Origin of the sequence: Pseudoalteromonas sp. PAB 2.2 (genome assembly GCF_001938575.1) — a bacterium.
GTDB classification, from domain to species: domain Bacteria; phylum Pseudomonadota; class Gammaproteobacteria; order Enterobacterales; family Alteromonadaceae; genus Pseudoalteromonas; species Pseudoalteromonas lipolytica.
The window spans coordinates 77749-94035 of sequence record NZ_LYPI01000018.1; the positions used below are offsets into that span (position 1 = coordinate 77749).

Below are 16287 nucleotides of genomic sequence, written 5' to 3' on the forward strand. Positions count from 1 at the left end.
GGCGGCTTAATCGTTCTTGGCCACAACTTGCCCGCTAATATCAAACACGGTGTACGACAATGTTAGCTCTTCCACGTCATCGGGTAGTTCAGTATCAACATAAAACAGTAAAGTGAATTCCACTTCTTCTCCTGCTTTTAACGGCTGTTGATCAAAACAAAAACAAGCAATTTTATGTAGATATTTTGCTGCTTTACCGGGTGAAACACTTGGGATAGCTTGCATTACCTTGTCAGTATTACTGGTATTTTTAGCACTAAACTTAACTTCTCGCATGGCGCCTGGCTGCACAGCGACGCTGTACTGCTCAGACTCCACTTTGAATGGGGCGCCACTTTGCGCATGAGTTGTAAAACTCACATCAACCTGACGTTCAGTATTTACATGCTCACTGACTTTGGCTTGTTCAAGTGAGGGTTTACCATTGAGGCCCGTAACATCACAAAACACGTCATAAAGTGGCACCAATGCGAAGGCAAATGCAAACATAGCTAAACATGCTAACAACAGCTTTTTAAGCAAAGGTGCGTGATTCATTACTTAATCTCCGGTGGCGTCTCAAAGGTGTGATACGGTGCTGGTGAGTCAACTTCCCACTCCAATCCTTCAGCGCCATCCCATACTTTAGCGGGGGCTTTTTCGCCGCCTCTGGCACACTTAAAGACCACTAAAACAAACAGCAGTTGCGATAAACCAAACGCAAACCCACCGATACTGATGATGGCATTGAAATCAGCAAATTGAAGTGCGTAATCTGGAATACGGCGGGGCATACCTGCAAGCCCCACAAAGTGCATTGGGAAAAACAGCACGTTAACGCTAACAAGCGATAACCAAAAGTGCCATTTAGCCAAGGTCTCGTTATACATATTGCCCGTCCACTTCGGCAGCCAATAATAGGCCCCAGCCATAATGGAGAACACAGCACCTGTAACTAATACATAATGGAAGTGGGCAACCACAAAGTAGGTGTCATGATACTGAAAATCGGCCGGTGTAATAGCAAGCATAAGCCCCGAAAAACCACCCAACGTAAATAACACAATAAAGGCGATTGCAAACATCATGGGTATTTCAAAGCTAATAGAGCCTCGCCACATTGTTGCCACCCAGTTAAACACTTTTACCCCAGTTGGCACCGAAATCAGCATCGTCGCGTACATAAAGAACAATTCGCCAGCAACCGGCATACCTGTCGTAAACATGTGGTGTGCCCAAACAATAAAGCTTAAGAGTGCTATTGATGAGGTTGCATACACCATGGACGCATAGCCGAATAATTTTTTGCGCGAAAAGGTCGGCACAATCGTTGAGATAATACCGAACGCCGGTAAGATCATAATGTAGACTTCAGGGTGACCAAAGAACCAGAAAATATGCTGGAACATCACCGGATCTCCGCCACCAGCAGCATCAAAAAAACTGGTCGCAAAGTACTTATCGGTCAATACCATTGTCACGGCACCTGCCAGCACGGGCATAACAGCAATCAGTAAGAAAGCCGTGATCAGCCACGTCCATACAAATAGAGGCAGTTTCATCCATGTCATACCCGGCGCTCTAAGGTTTACAATTGTCACAATGACATTGATAGCGCCCATAATTGAGCTAATACCCATAATATGCACTGCAAACACAAACAGCGCGGTATTATCGTTACTGTAAGTCGTTGAAAGCGGTGCATAGAACGTCCAACCAAAAGCGGGACCACCACCGGGCATAAGCAGCGATGCCAATAAAATAAGGAAGGCAAAAGGTAAAATCCAAAAGCTCCAGTTGTTCATTCGTGGTAAGGCCATATCTGGCGCACCTATCATCATAGGTACCATCCAGTTTGCAAGCCCTGTAAAGGCGGGCATCACAGCCCCAAATACCATGATCAACCCATGTACTGTGGTCATTTGGTTAAAAAAGTGAGGATCAACCAATTGTAAACCTGGTTGGAATAATTCAGCACGGATCACCATAGCCATGGCGCCGCCAATTAAAAACATCGTCAATGAGAAGATCAGGTACAAACTACCGATGTCTTTATGGTTGGTTGTATATAACCAACGCTTGAAACCTTTCGCTGGATGATGGTGGTCGTGATGCGCATGCTCAGTGGCTTGCTCATTAATAACGTTACTCATTAGTTCGCCTCCGCTGCTGCATCAATTGCTGCTTGAATCTGACTCGGTTGAATGACATCACCGGTATTGTTACCCCACGCATTGCGTTTATAAGTGATGACTGCTGCAAGTTGTTTTATTGAAAGCTGTTTATCAAACGCTTGCATCGCTGTACCAGGCTTACCATGTAAAACAATATCAATATGATCGTTCACATCGCCCAACACGATTGGGCTGCCTTTTAAGGCTGGAAATACACCCGGCAATCCCATGCCAGTGGGCTGATGGCAGGCTGCGCAGCTGGCCATATAGACTTGCTCGCCTAAAACAACTAATTCATCTTTCGAAAGAGTTTGATCAAGTAATGCGGCATCTGCAGCAGCGGCTTGTTCTTTCGCTTGTTTTGCGTCTGCAAGCCAAGTCGCAAACTCATCTTCTGGCAATGCCTCAACAACCACCGGCATAAAACCATGGTCTTTACCACATAACTCTGCGCATTGACCTCGGTACATACCGGGCTCGTTAATGCGTGTCCATGCTTCATTAATAAAGCCGGGATTGGCATCTTTTTTCACGGCAAAATCAGGAACCCACCAAGAATGTATTACATCATCAGAGGTCATTAAAAAACGTACTTTTTTGTTGATTGGTAACACCAGAGGTTTGTCGACTTCGAGTAGGTAGTGCTCTGTTTTTTCGGCTTGATTATCTATTTGATCTTTCGGTGTCGCTAAAATCGAATAGAAAGCAATATCTTCTCCCATGTATTCATAGTGCCACTTCCACTGCGACCCTGTTACTTTGATTGTAATATCTGCTTTTGAAGCATCTTCCATGGCAATAAGCGTTTTGGTGGCAGGGATCGCCATAGCGATTAAGATCACAAATGGAATTGCAGTCCAAAGTATCTCGACCTTCGTGCTTTCATGGAATTGGGCAGGCTTTGCCCCTTTAGACTTACGATGATGTATCAAAGCCCAAAACATCACCGCAAATACGATGATGCCAATCACACAACAGATAATAAATATCGTCATATGTAATTCATAAACATTATTACTTATATCAGTGACACCTTTACGCATATTGAATTGGCTATTTGCCAAAGCAAGTTGCGGAAGTGCTACCAATATAAGCCACAAGGTGTAACGCAGTTTACCCATGTGACAGCTCCTTTTAATGCTATTGCAAGACGCAAAGCGAAAAGGCGTTACAGCTGGTGCCCATTCGTTTTTTTTATTGTTTAAATACCCAAACCAATCGATGGTTGATGTGTCATCTGCAAACAGCTTGGGTCTGTGTATCATCACGACGCAGTGAACGACACACTCATTGTTTAACCCCCTTACACATTTGTTGTGTGTCTTTTTCGTAAATAGGTGTTAATACAATGTACTTAACCAATTAGTTAAAAAATGAGCAATAAGCAAGTTTTTGTGGTAATAAATGTTTATTTTGGTGCAAAAATAACAACTATAATCAGCGCGTTAATTAATACTTAAGGCAAGTATAAAAACTTAAAAAGAAAGGAAAACTGCGCCGTATAAGGCTTTATGTAGAAAGTAAGGGTGAACAAATCTTAGGTAAACGGTCAAAAACAAACAACGCACCAAATTGAATCAATTTGGTGCGTTGTTTCAAAAAAGTTTAGCAAAGCAGATAAAGTAATTACTCTGCTTGTAACGATTAACGCGTAATATAAAAAGCTACATCCAATCAGCGTTGCGAATAACCCCAACCGCTAAGCCTTCAATATTAAATGACTCATGCTCTAAGTCCACTTCAATCGGGGCAAATTCTTCATTTTCAGCATGCAAAAATACTTTACGTCCTGCTTTTTCTAAGCGCTTTACAGTCACATCGTCATCGACACGTGCCACAACAACTTGGCCATTTTCTGCAACTTGCGTTTTGTGTACTGCCAGTAAGTCACCATCCATGATGCCAATGTCTTTCATACTCATGCCGTTAACTCGCAATAAGAAGTCTGCAGCGGGTTTAAACAATGCAGGGTCAACCTGACAATGGCTTTCTACATGCTCTTGCGCCAAAATAGGTTCACCCGCGGCAACACGCCCAATCAGTGGTAAGCCAAGCTGTTCTGGCTCGTCTTCTTCGACTAATTGAATGCCTCGGCTTGCTCCAGGCTTCATTTTAATCATGCCTTTTTTTGCCAGTGCTTTTAGATGCTCTTCAGCGGCATTGGCACTTTTAAATCCCAATGTTTGCGCTATTTCAGCACGCGTAGGTGGCATACCAGTGTCTTTAATAAATACTTTAATAAGTTCTAAAATTTGCGATTGGCGTTTTGTTAATGGGCGCATACAACTGGTTTTCCATACAGTACATTTAACTGTGAGTATATACAGTTATCTGAAAATCGCAAATTTAAATTCCCCTTCCTCTCATGATAAAAAACAAGCATTGAACGGTGGGGATAGATACCATATTGTATACCGATATTTCACTTAAGAAGTTAGTTTGCGAAGGAAACACAATGAGCATTTGGTATCAACCATTCACCCTCGAATTATGTAAAGAACTCGAACAGGGTATTACTGGGCAAGGCACATTAATGAAAACAATGGGCATTGAAATAACCGAAATCGGCGACGATTATTTAGTGGCCACTATGCCCGCTATTCCAGAGCATCATAACCCTATGGGGATGGTCCATGGTGGTGCTAATGTTGTTTTAGCAGAGACTGTAGCAAGTTATGCAGCCAATTTTGTGGTCGACTTCACCGCATATTATGCTGTTGGCCAAGAAATAAATGCCAATCACATTAAAGCCTCTCGAAAAGGCCTCTTAACAGCCACGGCAAAGCCACTGCACTTAGGTAAGCGAACATCTGTATGGGAAATTAAAATAACGAATGCGGCAGGTGAACTATGCTGCGTATCACGAATGACCGCAGCGGTAGTCAAGCGTTAGTGATTAACGCTCAACAGGATAAATAGTAATTTCGAGCCCTGCGCCAATCGCTGAAATACGTAATAAGGTGTCTGCGTGCAGGGCTTGATTAAAACATTTAGGTGAGTCACCCGACTCAAACCCAATATCGAAAGTACGCTTTGAGCAAGACAACCATTGCTTTAATGCATTGCGTGAGCACGACTCTATAAGTTCACATAATTGGTTGATAGCTTTATCTGGTGTGCCGATATCAGCCGCGGCTTCAATACGTGCTAATTGACGGTATTCATCTTGGTCGTAATGTAAAACCATGGCGTTTTTCTTTAAATCAGCTACCAGCGCACTCATATCGTGTTTTGATTCAAGTTCCAGATCTACATTTAAAAATTGAATTTCCGACATACTCTCGTTTTTACCCTCTATTGATATCTCTGAAACTTTAACTCAGTTTTGTACATAAACCAAATTTAGAATACAGTAAATGCTGCAAGAGCGTTGAGTCGCTCTGTCTATACCGCTGCCCAATAAAAAAATAATAAGAGGTAATCAATGAATAAGCGCGTATTTAAATATGCCCGTAAAGGGCATAAGTGGCTGGGTTACTTACTCGCCATACAACTCTTTTTTTGGTTATTAGGGGGCTTAGTAATGAGCTCAATACCCCTTCAAAAAGTACATGGTAAACATTTAGCCAATCGTAGCTTAGATAATCCATTTACCTTGCATGATTACCCCGCTTCTCTTGACCAAATAACCAAACAATTTCAGCAAATTGATAGCATTCAATACCGTCATTTTTTAACCACTCCCATCATCGAAGTGACGACTAATAAAGGCGTGTTTAACTTTGACGGTCAATCAGGTCGTGCTATGAGCACACCAACTAAAACTGAAATTATTGCCAATGCCAATGCACACTTACTCATCAAGGCGGATGTCGCGGGTGCGCAGTTACTAGAAAAAGGAGCGAGAGAAGTCGGTCACCGCTCCAATGTGTGGCAAGTGAGCTATAACGATTGGTTAAATACAACCGTTTATTTAGAAGGCGACTCCGGTAAAGTCATTACTGTTCGTAGCACTTTGTGGCGCATTTTTGACTTTTTCTGGATGCTGCATATCATGGATTATGATGAACGAGAAAATTTCAACAACCCATTACTAATTAGCTTTGCCGCAAGTAGCGTATTATTTTGTATTACGGGCATTATTTTATTACTACAAAATGTCCGTATCAGACGCCGTAAACCGATTACACGTGCTGATCAATCAAAATAGGGTTACCATCAGGGTCGGTGACAATAAAACTGGCATCACCGACCTTTTGTACCGCCAGCCCCTGTTGTTTAAAGTGCGCCTCTAGTTCATCATAAGCACTAAACTCACTTAAAGGTCTCGCACTTTGGTCCCAGCCGGGGTTAAAAGTCAGCATGGTTTTATCAAACATCCCCTGAAACAAACCAATTAAATGTTCACCGTTTTTCATAATCAACCAATTATGCTCTATCTCACCCGCAAACTGAGTAAACCCCAACTTCTCGTAAAATAGCTTTGAAGCATGGATATCTTGTACATTTAAACTCACAGAAAACGCACCCAACCGCATTGTTCAACTCCCATAGACTGTATTTATTAATGACTATAGTTTACTTTTGGCGCGTGCTCTTTTTCTTTTCAGCTCTGCGTTTTACAATAGTGTTTCCAGTAGTTCACTTATGTGATGGATATGCGTTTACTTTTATCAGCAACTTTATGCCTGTTGTTATGCTTTACGGCGTCTGCAGAACAATTTTCAAACTTTTCTAGCGCCAAAAAATACCTTATTAAAACCTTACCCGAAAATGCTAAAAGCTTATATTGCGGGTGTGATATTAAACGCCAAGGAAAAAAACTGGTGCCCGACCCGAGCGTCTGCGGGTACATACCACGTAACGAAATCACTCGCTCTGGTAAAGAAAATGCACGCGCGAAACGAATTGAATGGGAACATATAGTCCCTGCGTGGGAGTTTGGGCACCAATTACAATGTTGGCAAAATGGCGGGCGTAAAAACTGCCGAAAAGTCAGTGAAAAGTTTCGTAAAATGGAGGCTGACATCCATAATCTAGCCCCTGCAATTGGTGAAATAAATGCCGACCGCTCAAATTTCCGCTATGGAATGGTTACAACCAGCAGCGCCAACTACGGCGCATGCCCTGTGAAAATAGATTTTAAACAGCGCGTATTCGAACCACCACTTTATGCAAGAAAACGTATAGCAGACACCTATTTTTATATGCAAAAAACCTATGACTTAAAAATATCAGATAAGCAACGCACCTTGTTTGAGTCATGGCAAAAACTCGAGATAGCCGAAATAAGCAATAGAAAAGCACTGTAAAATTTGTACACCTGTTTACAAAACTACAACCGTACTCTATTGCCTTACCTCTTTCTTGTTGATATTTTTTAAACAATCATTTACAGGAAAGTAAACAAATGTTTAAAAATAACAAACTCGCAGTAGCAATCTTTTTTGCGGTGTCAGGCCTCTCTTTATCTGGCTGTGGTGGCGGAGGTTCATCAACGCCAACCAACCCAAATACAAGCACGCCTACACCACCCCCAACAAATTCTGGACCAACATGGACTGCGGGTACTTTTGCCTCATCGAGTGAATTTAAAGACCAATGTGCAATACCACGCACGGGCAATGATCCTTACAACAATAACCAACCATACCCAGATAAAGCAGGCTCTGAATTTACAGAGAAAATGTGGTTACGCTCTTGGAGCAATGAAACTTACCTTTGGTACGATGAAATTGAAGATAATAACCCAGATAACTTTAATTCAGTGGCCGCTTATTTTGCACAGTTAAAAACGTTCCAAAAAACAGACTCAGGTGCTAACAAAGATAACTTCCACTTTAGCGAACCGACCGAAGATTACTTTAAAGAAGCGCAATCAGGTGTCGTATCTGGCTACGGAATTAACTGGGCATTTATTAAGAATACTCCTCCGCGTGAGTTGCGCGTTGCTTATCTAGAAGATGATTCGCCAGCCGCTAAAGCAGGTTTACAGCGCGGCGATACTATTCTATCGGTTGACAATGTAAGCATTGATAGCAATACCGCAGCAGGCGTCGATACATTAAACGAAGTACTTTTTAGTCCAACAGCTGGCGAGTCTCACAACTTTAAGTTGCGCAGCAATGATGGCACTGAAAAGTCGATTAATATCGTCGCCGGAAATATCACCCAAACGCCGGTGCAAAACGTTGGCACCATCACTACCGAAAACGGTTTCAAAGTTGGCTACATGCAATTTAATAGCCATATTAGTATTGCTCAGCAAGGACTTATTGATGCGGTCAATCAGTTTAAAGCCGACAATATTGATGAACTCGTAATCGACTTTAGATATAACCGTGGCGGCTTGTTAGCGCTGTCATCGCAGCTTGCTTATATGGTCGCAGGCCCTGCTAATACTCAAGGTTTCTATTACTATCAAACCATTAAAAACGACAAACAACCTGTCGAAAGCCCATTTCCGTTCGTTGATATTGAAGTGGACTACTCAACTTTTGAGGTAACTAATAATACCCTGCCAGATCTTAACTTAGCAAAAGTCTATGTACTGAGCACTGAAAGCACTTGTTCTGCCTCAGAAGCTTTTATAAATGGCTTAAAAGGCATTGATGCTGAAGTTATTTTAATTGGTGGTAAAACCTGTGGTAAACCCTATGGCTTTACCCCAACGCATAACTGCGCCACGACGTATTACACAATTCAGTTTACCGGTGCCAACTTTAAAGGTTTTGGTGAATACGCCGATGGCTTAAACCCAACACCAACACCACAATTTGCAGCTGATGTGAAAGGATGTGTCGTTGCTGATGACTTTGATCACTCTTTAGGCGACCAACAAGAAGGACTCCTCGCGGCCGCTCTTTATCATATTGAAAATGATAGCTGTCCTGTTGTGGCACAAGCATCAGCAACTAAACAGCTAAACTTTGCATCACAAGCAGAACAAGAGACTGGGTTATCGCTTTCACCAAATCGTCCTATTTACAGAGAAAACATGGATTTAACTCGTCCAGTTTCAGCGAAAGGAAAGAGCAATGAGTAAAAAACATGTGCTGACTGTCGCTATGTTAACAAGCTTAGTGGCGTGTAAAAGTACCCAAGCCGAACAACCACAAAATGCCACACTAACGCGAGTCAACCCAGGTGTCATCACTCAGTTGCAACAAGCGATTCAGTCAGCCAAAGGTGGGAGCTTAGTAACGCTCGCTGATGATGTGTTTACAAAAAGCGCAGAACTATTGATTGATCACGGCACCAGTAAAGGTCCAGATGGAATGCCAATTATGGGGGCACATAGCATTCCATCTGAAAAGTTCATATTGCAAAAAGCCGCTGATCAATGCGTACTTTACTACCCTAAAAAAGAGTTGCGTATTCCACTGCCCAATGTGGAATGCGAAGTCAAATAGCAAAAAAGGCGCAGTATGTTACTGCGCCTTTCATTTTCTAGTGCTTCTGATGAATAGCGTTGCTATCCATGCAATTGTCAATAATTAACCCTTGTCAGATATCGCTATTATAGGCTTTGATGAGGACCAAACACTTCGTAATGAATACGCTCGGCTGCCACACCTAAATTAACAAGTTGCTGTTTAATCAAAGCCATAAAAGCAATGGGTCCACAGATATAAAACGCGCCATCGCTAAGCGGTAACTTTTCAGTCAGTAAAGCAACATCCATCAAACCAGTAAAATCGGCTCCGGCTCCTTCTTTAAACCATGTAAAACAACTCAGCCCTTGGTGTGTATTAACTTCTGACAGCAAATAATCTTTAAATGCATATTGCGCAGCGTTATCACAGGCATGTAAATAATGAATAGGCTGGCTAGGTTGCTTGTCAAGTAAGCTTTGCAGCATGGCCAACAAGGGTGTTTGACCAACCCCTGCAGAAATGAATACCACAGGGCAGTTACTTTCACGTAAAACAAAATCACCCGCGGGTGGGTAGACCTCTATGTGCTCGCCCTCATCTAAACTATGTAAATAATTAGAAACCAGTCCTTCTCGCTTCACACTGATCCGATAGTTTTCACCGTTACTTTTTTGTGAGATAGAGTACTGGCGAATTTGAGTATTCTCAGTCTTTTTAGAGTGGACTTTTATACCTAAGTATTGACCAGGTAAGTGCGACACAACGGGCTTTCCATCACAAGGAGTGAGGGTAAAGCTGGTAATAGAATCTGACTCAACGTGTTTTTTAGTGATCGTAAACAAACGAGTACCAAACCAGCCCCCTTTAGCTTGTTTAGTTTTTTGATATAGCGCCATTTCTTCTGTAATGCATACATCGGCAAGCAATGCATATGCTTCACGCCACGCATATTCAACCTCAGGGGTAAATTGCTCTGGCAATAACTCTTTTAAGGTCGCAATTAAATGCCCACCAACAATCGAGTAGTGTTCTGGCAAAATATGGTAACTCGTGTGTTTATGGTTAATACGCGCTAACGCACTTTTTAAGACCTCAAGATTATCAATATTTGCAGCATAAGCAGCTAACGCATTGAATAATGCAAATTGCTGATGCCCTGATTTTTGATGGGTCATATTAAAAATATTTTTTAGCTCAGGATTATAACTAAACATACGATCATAAAAGTACTCAGTAACTTGCGGACCTGCTTCTGCAAGCAAAGGCAGTGTACTTTTTACAACCTGGATCGTTTTTTCAGATAACATATTTTTTCCTATTCAAGAGTAGTTAACCTGGACGGCCATCAACACGACGTTTAAGTAAAATGGGCGCACAATGAAATAAAAATAAAATAAAACCCAGCACCCATAGCAATGCACTTAATTGCCACGCAAGGTGATGGTTTAAAATAGCGGGGAGCAGAGCACGGACAATGGCAGCTCCTGCAATAAGCATAAAGGCGACATTCACGAGTACAGGCACCTGTAAAGGACGACTTGTATGGCCATGCGATACACGCACCATCATGGCAAGAATCATTAAGCCAATCGTGCCAACAGTGACAAGATGCAACGCATCTTTAAAGAGTATGAGTGGGCTGTAAAAGCTAACAGCGATTAACGCTAAACCTATTGCCAGTGCCCAATAAGCAAAATGCAGAGACCACAATAAAGGCACTTTTAATACACCTGCATGCCACCACAAAATACTGCGATAAAAATGCAAGGTAGCTAGCCATGCGAATACCCAGCCAACACTCAATGTGTTAAAAAATAACTGGCTTAAGAAATACCAAGCAATGGCAAATAACGAACTGAATAGCAGTAGCTTATCAAGCTTAGGGCTGCGCACTTGTTCAGTAATATTAAGACCGCGTGCGGTAAAAAAAGGCACAACACGCCCCGCAACAACCCCCACCAATAACACCATGAGTAAAACGGCGGTATCAACAATACTTAGCGCAAAGGAAAACTTTTGCAAAACGACCAAACTGAGGAAAATCATATTGCACGCGCATAGCATGGCGGTAATAAAAATGAACAAATAATTATGACGGCTTTTAGCCTGTAAGAGCATATCAGTCAAAATAGCAATACCAGCCAACCACCACACAAGCTGAAATCCCCCTACCAAGTAAAGGTTAAGTTGACTAATACCATTTACGTCAACAAAGAAACTGCCGCGTGCGATAACCCAAGTCACACTAAGTAAACACAATTTAATACCGCTAACACTTGGCACACCTGTCCACGTTTGCGCTGCGGTCAGTAAGAATCCCATAGCAACGACCCCTGCAAACCCAAATAGCATTTCATGGGCATGCCACAGCGTAGCAGGCATTGTTAACTGCCAACTTGCATAGCCACTCAGAATTAGCAGCCAGTAGCTCATAGATAAAACAGCCAAAATACCAGCCCCTAAAAAGAAAGGTCTAAATGCTAATCCCCATACTGGCCATTTACTTAGCTGATAAACATGGATTTTTTTTGGCATTGGCTCTGTTAAATTAATGACTTTCATTGCAACCCTTATTTGCCCGAATTAGTCAGCCTATTGCACAGTTCACGCCAAAAATAAAAACCATTTATTTTCAATAAATTAAAAACAAATCATTGCCTTATGTGTCATAATGACTCACCATTATAAAAGACAAAAGAACACATTTAGGTCAATTTGACATGACAAGCCAAAAAAGCATCCTCGATATTGCATTGGCACTTGCCCACGTAAATCCAAACAAAAACGACTTCAGCGATCTACTAAGCTGTATAAGTGAATGGATACACTGTGATGCCGTTGCCCTACTTATTAAGCAGGGCGAAACGTTAAAACCCGTCGCCCAGCGCGGCTTGTCTCAAGACACTCTTGGCAGACGCTTTGAGATAAACGAGCACCCTCGTTTATTTGAAATTTGCAGAAGCACCCAACCGCTCAAGTTTGCTAAAGAGTGTGAGCTTCCTGACCCTTATGATGGTTTATTACAAAGTCGTGAGGGGGATTTTCCTGTACATGCATGCATGGGGCTGCCCCTTTACAGTCAACAGCAAGATTCACAATTACTGGCTGTTTTAACCTTTGATAGCCTCAACGAATATGCTTTTGATGATGTCCCCCATACTCAGCTCACACAGCTTATGCAATTAGTCGCAGCACATGTTGAAACCCTCCTTACAGTGCAGCATTACCAGCAACATGCACAGCACAATCACCAACTAGCTCAGCAACTTAATCTTGAGGCTTTAACCCGAGAAGGTGTTGAAATAATTGGTAATAGCCACTGTATGCAAATACTAAAAAATGATATTCAATTAGTGGCTGCATCGGAGTTTAGCGTACTGATACAAGGCGATACTGGAGTCGGGAAAGAGCTTGTTGCACGTAATATTCATCTCAATTCGAAGCGACGAGAACAACCCTTAATCCACCTTAATTGTGCTTCGTTACCTGAGAATCTGGCAGAAAGTGAATTTTTTGGGCACAGCAAAGGCGCATTTACTGGCGCCCATTCAACTCGCCAAGGTAAATTTCAACTCGCTGATGGCGGAACACTTTTTCTTGATGAAATTGGTGAATTACCCTTAGCAATGCAAAGTAAGTTGTTGCGCGTACTGCAAAGTGGCGAAGTGCAAACCGTGGGTGAAGATCAAAGTCGTTACGTTGATGTACGCGTTATTGCAGCAACAAATCGCGATTTAAAACAAGAAGTTGCTGAAGGACGTTTTCGCGCAGATCTTTATCATAGGCTGCGCGTTTACCCACTTAACGTACCCGCACTAAAAGAGCGCGAAAATGATGTGATTCTTTTGGCTGGCTTTTTTGTTGAGCAAACTGCGCGCAAACTTGCTATAAAACAGCTAAAACTGGGTATCGACACGCAAATATTGCTACGCCAATATGATTGGCCTGGTAATGTGAGAGAGCTTGAACACGTGATAAGTAGAGCTGCTTTGAAAGCCAAACAACAACAATGGCAACAGAAAATCATCACCATTGAACCACAGCACTGTGATATAGAAAAACGTGCTACAAACACGCACACAACGACTCAGCTTATCAATACCAATACATCCTCGCTGTCATTAAAAGAAGCTACCGATGCGTTTAGTTATCAGATGATTATGCAGCAACTAGAACAGCACAACTTAAACTGGGCAGCCACTGCCCGCACGCTTAAAGTCGACAGGGCCAACCTTGTGAGGCTGGCCAAACGCTTGGGTATTAACGTAAAAAAGTCGCTCTAGTTTTTTAATTTTTTAAAATAGGCTTTTAGTAGCTGGCTAAACGCCTGTACTTTCGCGGTGCGGTGCACCAAGTGATGTGTTACCAACCAGAGGTCGGTCGGCCAAACGAGTTCTTTTGCAAGCACAGGCACTAAATCTGGGTATTGATCTGCGACCTCATGCTGTAAACCACCAATGCCCAGCCCCCTAACAATAGCACGCGTTGCTTCTGATGTTTCTGATACTCTAAGCTTGATTTGTGCGGGTGCTATGTGCTCATCAACCCAAGCAAAATAAGGCACTTTAGCGTTGTAACCAGCTACACCCGACACAAAACTATGCTGCTCTAACTGCTGTAAGGTTTTCGGCAAACCATATTTTTCAATGTAGCTTTTTGACGCATAAAACCCGGACGATAACTCAGCCAAATGCTGAGCAATATAATCTCCTTCATCAGGGCGAGGGCCTGCACGTACAGCAATATGAGCTTGACCATGGTCAAGACGTAATCGGTTTTGGTCAAGGATCACTTCAAGCCGTACTTGCGGGTGTAGGCTCTGAAACTGTTCGCATACTTCACTTAATACATCAATGAAACCACTGACCGTTGTCAGTAATAAACTGCCACGCAGTTGACTGTCGGCAGCAATAATATCGTTGTGTAGCTTTTCGAGCTCTGCATTAATCGCTTTCGCTGTCGCAAAGAGCTTTGCACCTATTTCTGTCACGGTGTAACCACGCGCATGGCGATGAAATAAGCGTGCATCAAGATTCTCTTCTAAGTTATTAACCCTTCTGAGTACCGTGCTGTGATGAACACCCAAAGATTCTGCCGCGGCAGTTAATGTGCCTAGTCGTGCGACTTCATAAGCAACTTTTACATCTTGCCAATCATCAAATTGAATTGCCATAGCGCCCTCTTATGTGCGTATATGCACATAAGTTTTGCGTTTATTTGGCTTTTCTGCAAGCTGTTTTTTGCTAAAGTTAAGATATCAACCGTGAAGCTTAAAAGGAAGCCATCATGACAGCACCAAAAATCATTGCCCTCGCAGGCAGCTTACGTAAAGACAGCTTTAATCAAAAACTAATTAATGAAGCAGCACGCTTCGCCCTTGAAAGCGGTGCTGAAGTAGAAGTGCTTAAACTAAGCGATTTAGACTTACCACTATTCGATGAAGATATAGAAGCACAAGGTACACCTGCAGGTGCACAACGTTTAAAAGATAAACTACGTGCTGCCGACGGTATTTTATTAGCAAGCCCAGAATATAATGGCTCTATTACAGCACCTTTAAAGAATGCCATCGACTGGGCTTCGCGAACTGAGCAAGGTGCAGTGCCTGCATTTCGTAACAAAGTAACGGCACTGTTTGCGTCATCACCTGGTGGTTTAGGCGGCCTACGTGGTTTAAATCATGTACGCGATATTTTATCCGGCATCGGTAGCCTAGTATTAGCTGACCAACTTGCAGTGCCCGCTATCCACACGAAATTAGATGAACAAGGCCGCATTAACGATGCCGATACTGCCGAACAAGTTGCCAGCCTTGCACAGCAGCTTGTCAGTGTCGCCAGTAAATTAAATAAGTAAGCGTTTAACTCAACTTTGTCGCTGCTAATTTTGCAGCGATGAAGTCTTCATGAGTCACATACAGAAGACTCGCGACACGGCGAATAACTAATTCTTCATGTTTATCAAGTTCGCCATCAGCGTACGCTAAACGCCATAACAGCTCGATGATATCGATGCGCTGCTCGGCACTGCACTGAGCGTTAATTTGCTTGGAAAATTGGAAGTAATCAATCGCTTCATCTAAGTTTTTCGATGCACCTTCTACAAGCTCCAGCACTTCTTCGTCTGATAAAGAAAAGTATTTTTTTAAGGTGTTGTTCAGTGCCTGTTGCTCATCATCTTGTAACTCATTGTCAGCGCGCATCACCTCAATTAATAGTGCAGCAACAGCCGTTTTGAGGTCATGTTCGCTAATGTTAGATTGGCTGTTGTCCATTGCTGAAAAGAGCTGTTTTATTTTACTGAGCATCACATTGTCCCTTTTGGGTGTTAAACTACGTATAGATGTAACGTTACCTTAGTTTGACTATGGATGCTAATTCATGGTTCAACGATGCGATGAATTAACGCATTAATCACATGGAGTTAAGTGTTTATGAGTGGAGTTAGAAGTACACAAGCACTACTGTTCAGCGCGATGATATTGATTGCGGGGTGCAGTGCTGCCCAGGCCGCAAAAGGCGAAACCGAGAAACTCTACGACTTTGATGAGAAAGTCCATTACTATCAAACCAAATTGGCAGATGGTCGTTATCATCTTGAAATTCAATCTGATGATTACCCACATTTCAAAAATCAAAGCGTCTTTTTACTGCGTCATGCTAGCCGGTTATGTAAGGACAAACCTTTTATGTTAAGAGTGACTGATGGCGTACAAGAGTACGAGCGCTTTCCTACGAAACCACGTGCCTACCAGCCACCTTTAACCGTAGTATTGCAATGTGAAGACGACGCTAATTAACCAAAAGGCTGGATAATAA

General features: G+C 42.5%; 18 protein-coding genes. 8 read left to right on the forward strand and 10 right to left on the reverse strand.

Annotation, left to right across the window (positions count from 1 at the left end):
* Positions 1-6: 6 nt before the first annotated feature.
* The 4 genes from BWD47_RS16135 to lexA all read right to left on the reverse strand — a co-directional run bounded on the left by BWD47_RS16135 (position 7) and on the right by lexA (position 4435).
* Positions 7-537 carry a cytochrome c oxidase assembly protein gene (locus BWD47_RS16135; protein ID WP_036973427.1) on the reverse strand — a complete coding sequence of 177 codons (531 nt, stop codon included), beginning with the start codon at positions 535-537 and terminating at the stop codon, positions 7-9.
* On the reverse strand, positions 537-2132 hold the full coding sequence (gene ctaD, locus BWD47_RS16140) for a cytochrome c oxidase subunit I (RefSeq protein ID WP_036973428.1): 1596 nt from the start codon (positions 2130-2132) through the stop codon (positions 537-539). Before ctaD ends, BWD47_RS16135 begins: the two co-directional genes overlap by 1 nt.
* The gene (gene coxB / locus BWD47_RS16145; protein ID WP_036973429.1) at positions 2132-3274 is read right to left on the reverse strand and encodes a cytochrome c oxidase subunit II; all 1143 of its coding nucleotides are present in this window, start codon (positions 3272-3274) and stop codon (positions 2132-2134) included. Before coxB ends, ctaD begins: the two co-directional genes overlap by 1 nt.
* Before the next feature lie 543 nt (positions 3275-3817).
* Positions 3818-4435: a transcriptional repressor LexA gene (gene lexA, locus BWD47_RS16150; protein WP_036973430.1), complete on the reverse strand. Its 618-nt coding sequence runs from the start codon at positions 4433-4435 to the stop codon at positions 3818-3820.
* A 173-nt stretch (positions 4436-4608) separates the two neighbouring features.
* Here lexA and BWD47_RS16155 point away from each other — a divergent pair, with 173 nt between their 5' ends.
* On the forward strand, positions 4609-5046 hold the full coding sequence (locus BWD47_RS16155) for a PaaI family thioesterase (RefSeq protein WP_036973431.1): 438 nt from the start codon (positions 4609-4611) through the stop codon (positions 5044-5046).
* A 3-nt stretch (positions 5047-5049) separates the two neighbouring features.
* Here BWD47_RS16155 and BWD47_RS16160 read toward each other — a convergent pair whose 3' ends face one another.
* Positions 5050-5430 (reverse strand): hypothetical protein, encoded by a 381-nt coding sequence (locus BWD47_RS16160; RefSeq protein WP_065979420.1) that lies wholly within the window; start codon positions 5428-5430, stop codon positions 5050-5052.
* 147 nt (positions 5431-5577) lie between these two features.
* On the opposite strand from BWD47_RS16160, the gene BWD47_RS16165 reads away from it, so the two are divergent.
* Positions 5578-6303, forward strand: coding sequence for a hypothetical protein (locus tag BWD47_RS16165; RefSeq protein ID WP_065979421.1), 726 nt, complete (start codon positions 5578-5580; stop codon positions 6301-6303).
* Here BWD47_RS16165 and BWD47_RS16170 read toward each other — a convergent pair.
* Positions 6278-6631, reverse strand: a complete 354-nt coding sequence (locus tag BWD47_RS16170) for a VOC family protein (RefSeq protein ID WP_036973434.1) — start codon at positions 6629-6631, stop codon at positions 6278-6280. The genes BWD47_RS16165 and BWD47_RS16170 overlap by 26 nt on opposite strands.
* Before the next feature lie 114 nt (positions 6632-6745).
* On the opposite strand from BWD47_RS16170, the gene BWD47_RS16175 reads away from it, so the two are divergent.
* The 3 genes from BWD47_RS16175 to BWD47_RS16185 all read left to right on the forward strand — a co-directional run bounded on the left by BWD47_RS16175 (position 6746) and on the right by BWD47_RS16185 (position 9505).
* On the forward strand, positions 6746-7405 hold the full coding sequence (locus tag BWD47_RS16175; protein WP_074989189.1) for an endonuclease: 660 nt from the start codon (positions 6746-6748) through the stop codon (positions 7403-7405).
* A 98-nt stretch (positions 7406-7503) separates the two neighbouring features.
* Positions 7504-9138, forward strand: a complete 1635-nt coding sequence (locus tag BWD47_RS16180) for a S41 family peptidase (RefSeq protein WP_074989188.1) — start codon at positions 7504-7506, stop codon at positions 9136-9138.
* Entirely contained in the window at positions 9131-9505 is a 375-nt protein-coding gene (locus tag BWD47_RS16185) for a hypothetical protein (protein WP_074989187.1), read from the forward strand. Before BWD47_RS16180 ends, BWD47_RS16185 begins: the two co-directional genes overlap by 8 nt.
* A gap of 107 nt (positions 9506-9612) precedes the next feature.
* Here BWD47_RS16185 and hmpA read toward each other — a convergent pair whose 3' ends face one another.
* Positions 9613-10776, reverse strand: a complete 1164-nt coding sequence (gene hmpA / locus BWD47_RS16190; protein WP_074989186.1) for an NO-inducible flavohemoprotein — start codon at positions 10774-10776, stop codon at positions 9613-9615.
* 22 nt (positions 10777-10798) lie between these two features.
* Complete coding sequence (locus BWD47_RS16195; RefSeq protein ID WP_074989185.1) at positions 10799-12031, reverse strand: NnrS family protein; 1233 nt, start codon at positions 12029-12031, stop codon at positions 10799-10801.
* Between the two features lie 158 nt (positions 12032-12189).
* Here BWD47_RS16195 and norR point away from each other — a divergent pair, with 158 nt between their 5' ends.
* Positions 12190-13752, forward strand: a complete 1563-nt coding sequence (gene norR / locus BWD47_RS16200; RefSeq protein ID WP_036973447.1) for a nitric oxide reductase transcriptional regulator NorR — start codon at positions 12190-12192, stop codon at positions 13750-13752.
* Here norR and BWD47_RS16205 read toward each other — a convergent pair.
* Entirely contained in the window at positions 13749-14642 is an 894-nt protein-coding gene (locus tag BWD47_RS16205) for a LysR family transcriptional regulator (RefSeq protein ID WP_036973449.1), read from the reverse strand. The genes norR and BWD47_RS16205 overlap by 4 nt on opposite strands.
* Positions 14643-14755: 113 nt before the next feature.
* On the opposite strand from BWD47_RS16205, the gene BWD47_RS16210 reads away from it, so the two are divergent.
* Positions 14756-15325: an NADPH-dependent FMN reductase gene (locus BWD47_RS16210; protein ID WP_036973450.1), complete on the forward strand. Its 570-nt coding sequence runs from the start codon at positions 14756-14758 to the stop codon at positions 15323-15325.
* A gap of 4 nt (positions 15326-15329) precedes the next feature.
* Here BWD47_RS16210 and BWD47_RS16215 read toward each other — a convergent pair whose 3' ends face one another.
* Positions 15330-15776 (reverse strand): TerB family tellurite resistance protein, encoded by a 447-nt coding sequence (locus BWD47_RS16215; RefSeq protein WP_036973451.1) that lies wholly within the window; start codon positions 15774-15776, stop codon positions 15330-15332.
* Between the two features lie 168 nt (positions 15777-15944).
* On the opposite strand from BWD47_RS16215, the gene BWD47_RS16220 reads away from it, so the two are divergent.
* Complete coding sequence (locus BWD47_RS16220; protein WP_371915646.1) at positions 15945-16268, forward strand: hypothetical protein; 324 nt, start codon at positions 15945-15947, stop codon at positions 16266-16268.
* Positions 16269-16287: the final 19 nt, after the last annotated feature.

Bases quoted from the DNA above. Each gene is read 5' to 3' on its own strand.
- BWD47_RS16210 (WP_036973450.1), top strand. From the start codon at position 14,756: ATGACAGCACCAAAAATCATTGCCCTCGCAGGCAGCTTACGTAAAGAC.
- BWD47_RS16220 (WP_371915646.1), top strand. From the start codon at position 15,945: ATGATATTGATTGCGGGGTGCAGTGCTGCCCAGGCCGCAAAAGGCGAA.
- BWD47_RS16160 (WP_065979420.1), bottom strand. From the start codon at position 5,430: ATGTCGGAAATTCAATTTTTAAATGTAGATCTGGAACTTGAATCAAAA.
- norR (WP_036973447.1), top strand. From the start codon at position 12,190: ATGACAAGCCAAAAAAGCATCCTCGATATTGCATTGGCACTTGCCCAC.
- BWD47_RS16155 (WP_036973431.1), top strand. From the start codon at position 4,609: ATGAGCATTTGGTATCAACCATTCACCCTCGAATTATGTAAAGAACTC.
- BWD47_RS16205 (WP_036973449.1), bottom strand. From the start codon at position 14,642: ATGGCAATTCAATTTGATGATTGGCAAGATGTAAAAGTTGCTTATGAA.
- BWD47_RS16180 (WP_074989188.1), top strand. From the start codon at position 7,504: ATGTTTAAAAATAACAAACTCGCAGTAGCAATCTTTTTTGCGGTGTCA.
- BWD47_RS16135 (WP_036973427.1), bottom strand. From the start codon at position 537: ATGAATCACGCACCTTTGCTTAAAAAGCTGTTGTTAGCATGTTTAGCT.
- BWD47_RS16215 (WP_036973451.1), bottom strand. From the start codon at position 15,776: ATGCTCAGTAAAATAAAACAGCTCTTTTCAGCAATGGACAACAGCCAA.
- coxB (WP_036973429.1), bottom strand. From the start codon at position 3,274: ATGGGTAAACTGCGTTACACCTTGTGGCTTATATTGGTAGCACTTCCG.
- ctaD (WP_036973428.1), bottom strand. From the start codon at position 2,132: ATGAGTAACGTTATTAATGAGCAAGCCACTGAGCATGCGCATCACGAC.
- hmpA (WP_074989186.1), bottom strand. From the start codon at position 10,776: ATGTTATCTGAAAAAACGATCCAGGTTGTAAAAAGTACACTGCCTTTG.
- BWD47_RS16165 (WP_065979421.1), top strand. From the start codon at position 5,578: ATGAATAAGCGCGTATTTAAATATGCCCGTAAAGGGCATAAGTGGCTG.
- lexA (WP_036973430.1), bottom strand. From the start codon at position 4,435: ATGCGCCCATTAACAAAACGCCAATCGCAAATTTTAGAACTTATTAAA.
- BWD47_RS16175 (WP_074989189.1), top strand. From the start codon at position 6,746: ATGGATATGCGTTTACTTTTATCAGCAACTTTATGCCTGTTGTTATGC.
- BWD47_RS16195 (WP_074989185.1), bottom strand. From the start codon at position 12,031: ATGAAAGTCATTAATTTAACAGAGCCAATGCCAAAAAAAATCCATGTT.
- BWD47_RS16185 (WP_074989187.1), top strand. From the start codon at position 9,131: ATGAGTAAAAAACATGTGCTGACTGTCGCTATGTTAACAAGCTTAGTG.
- BWD47_RS16170 (WP_036973434.1), bottom strand. From the start codon at position 6,631: ATGCGGTTGGGTGCGTTTTCTGTGAGTTTAAATGTACAAGATATCCAT.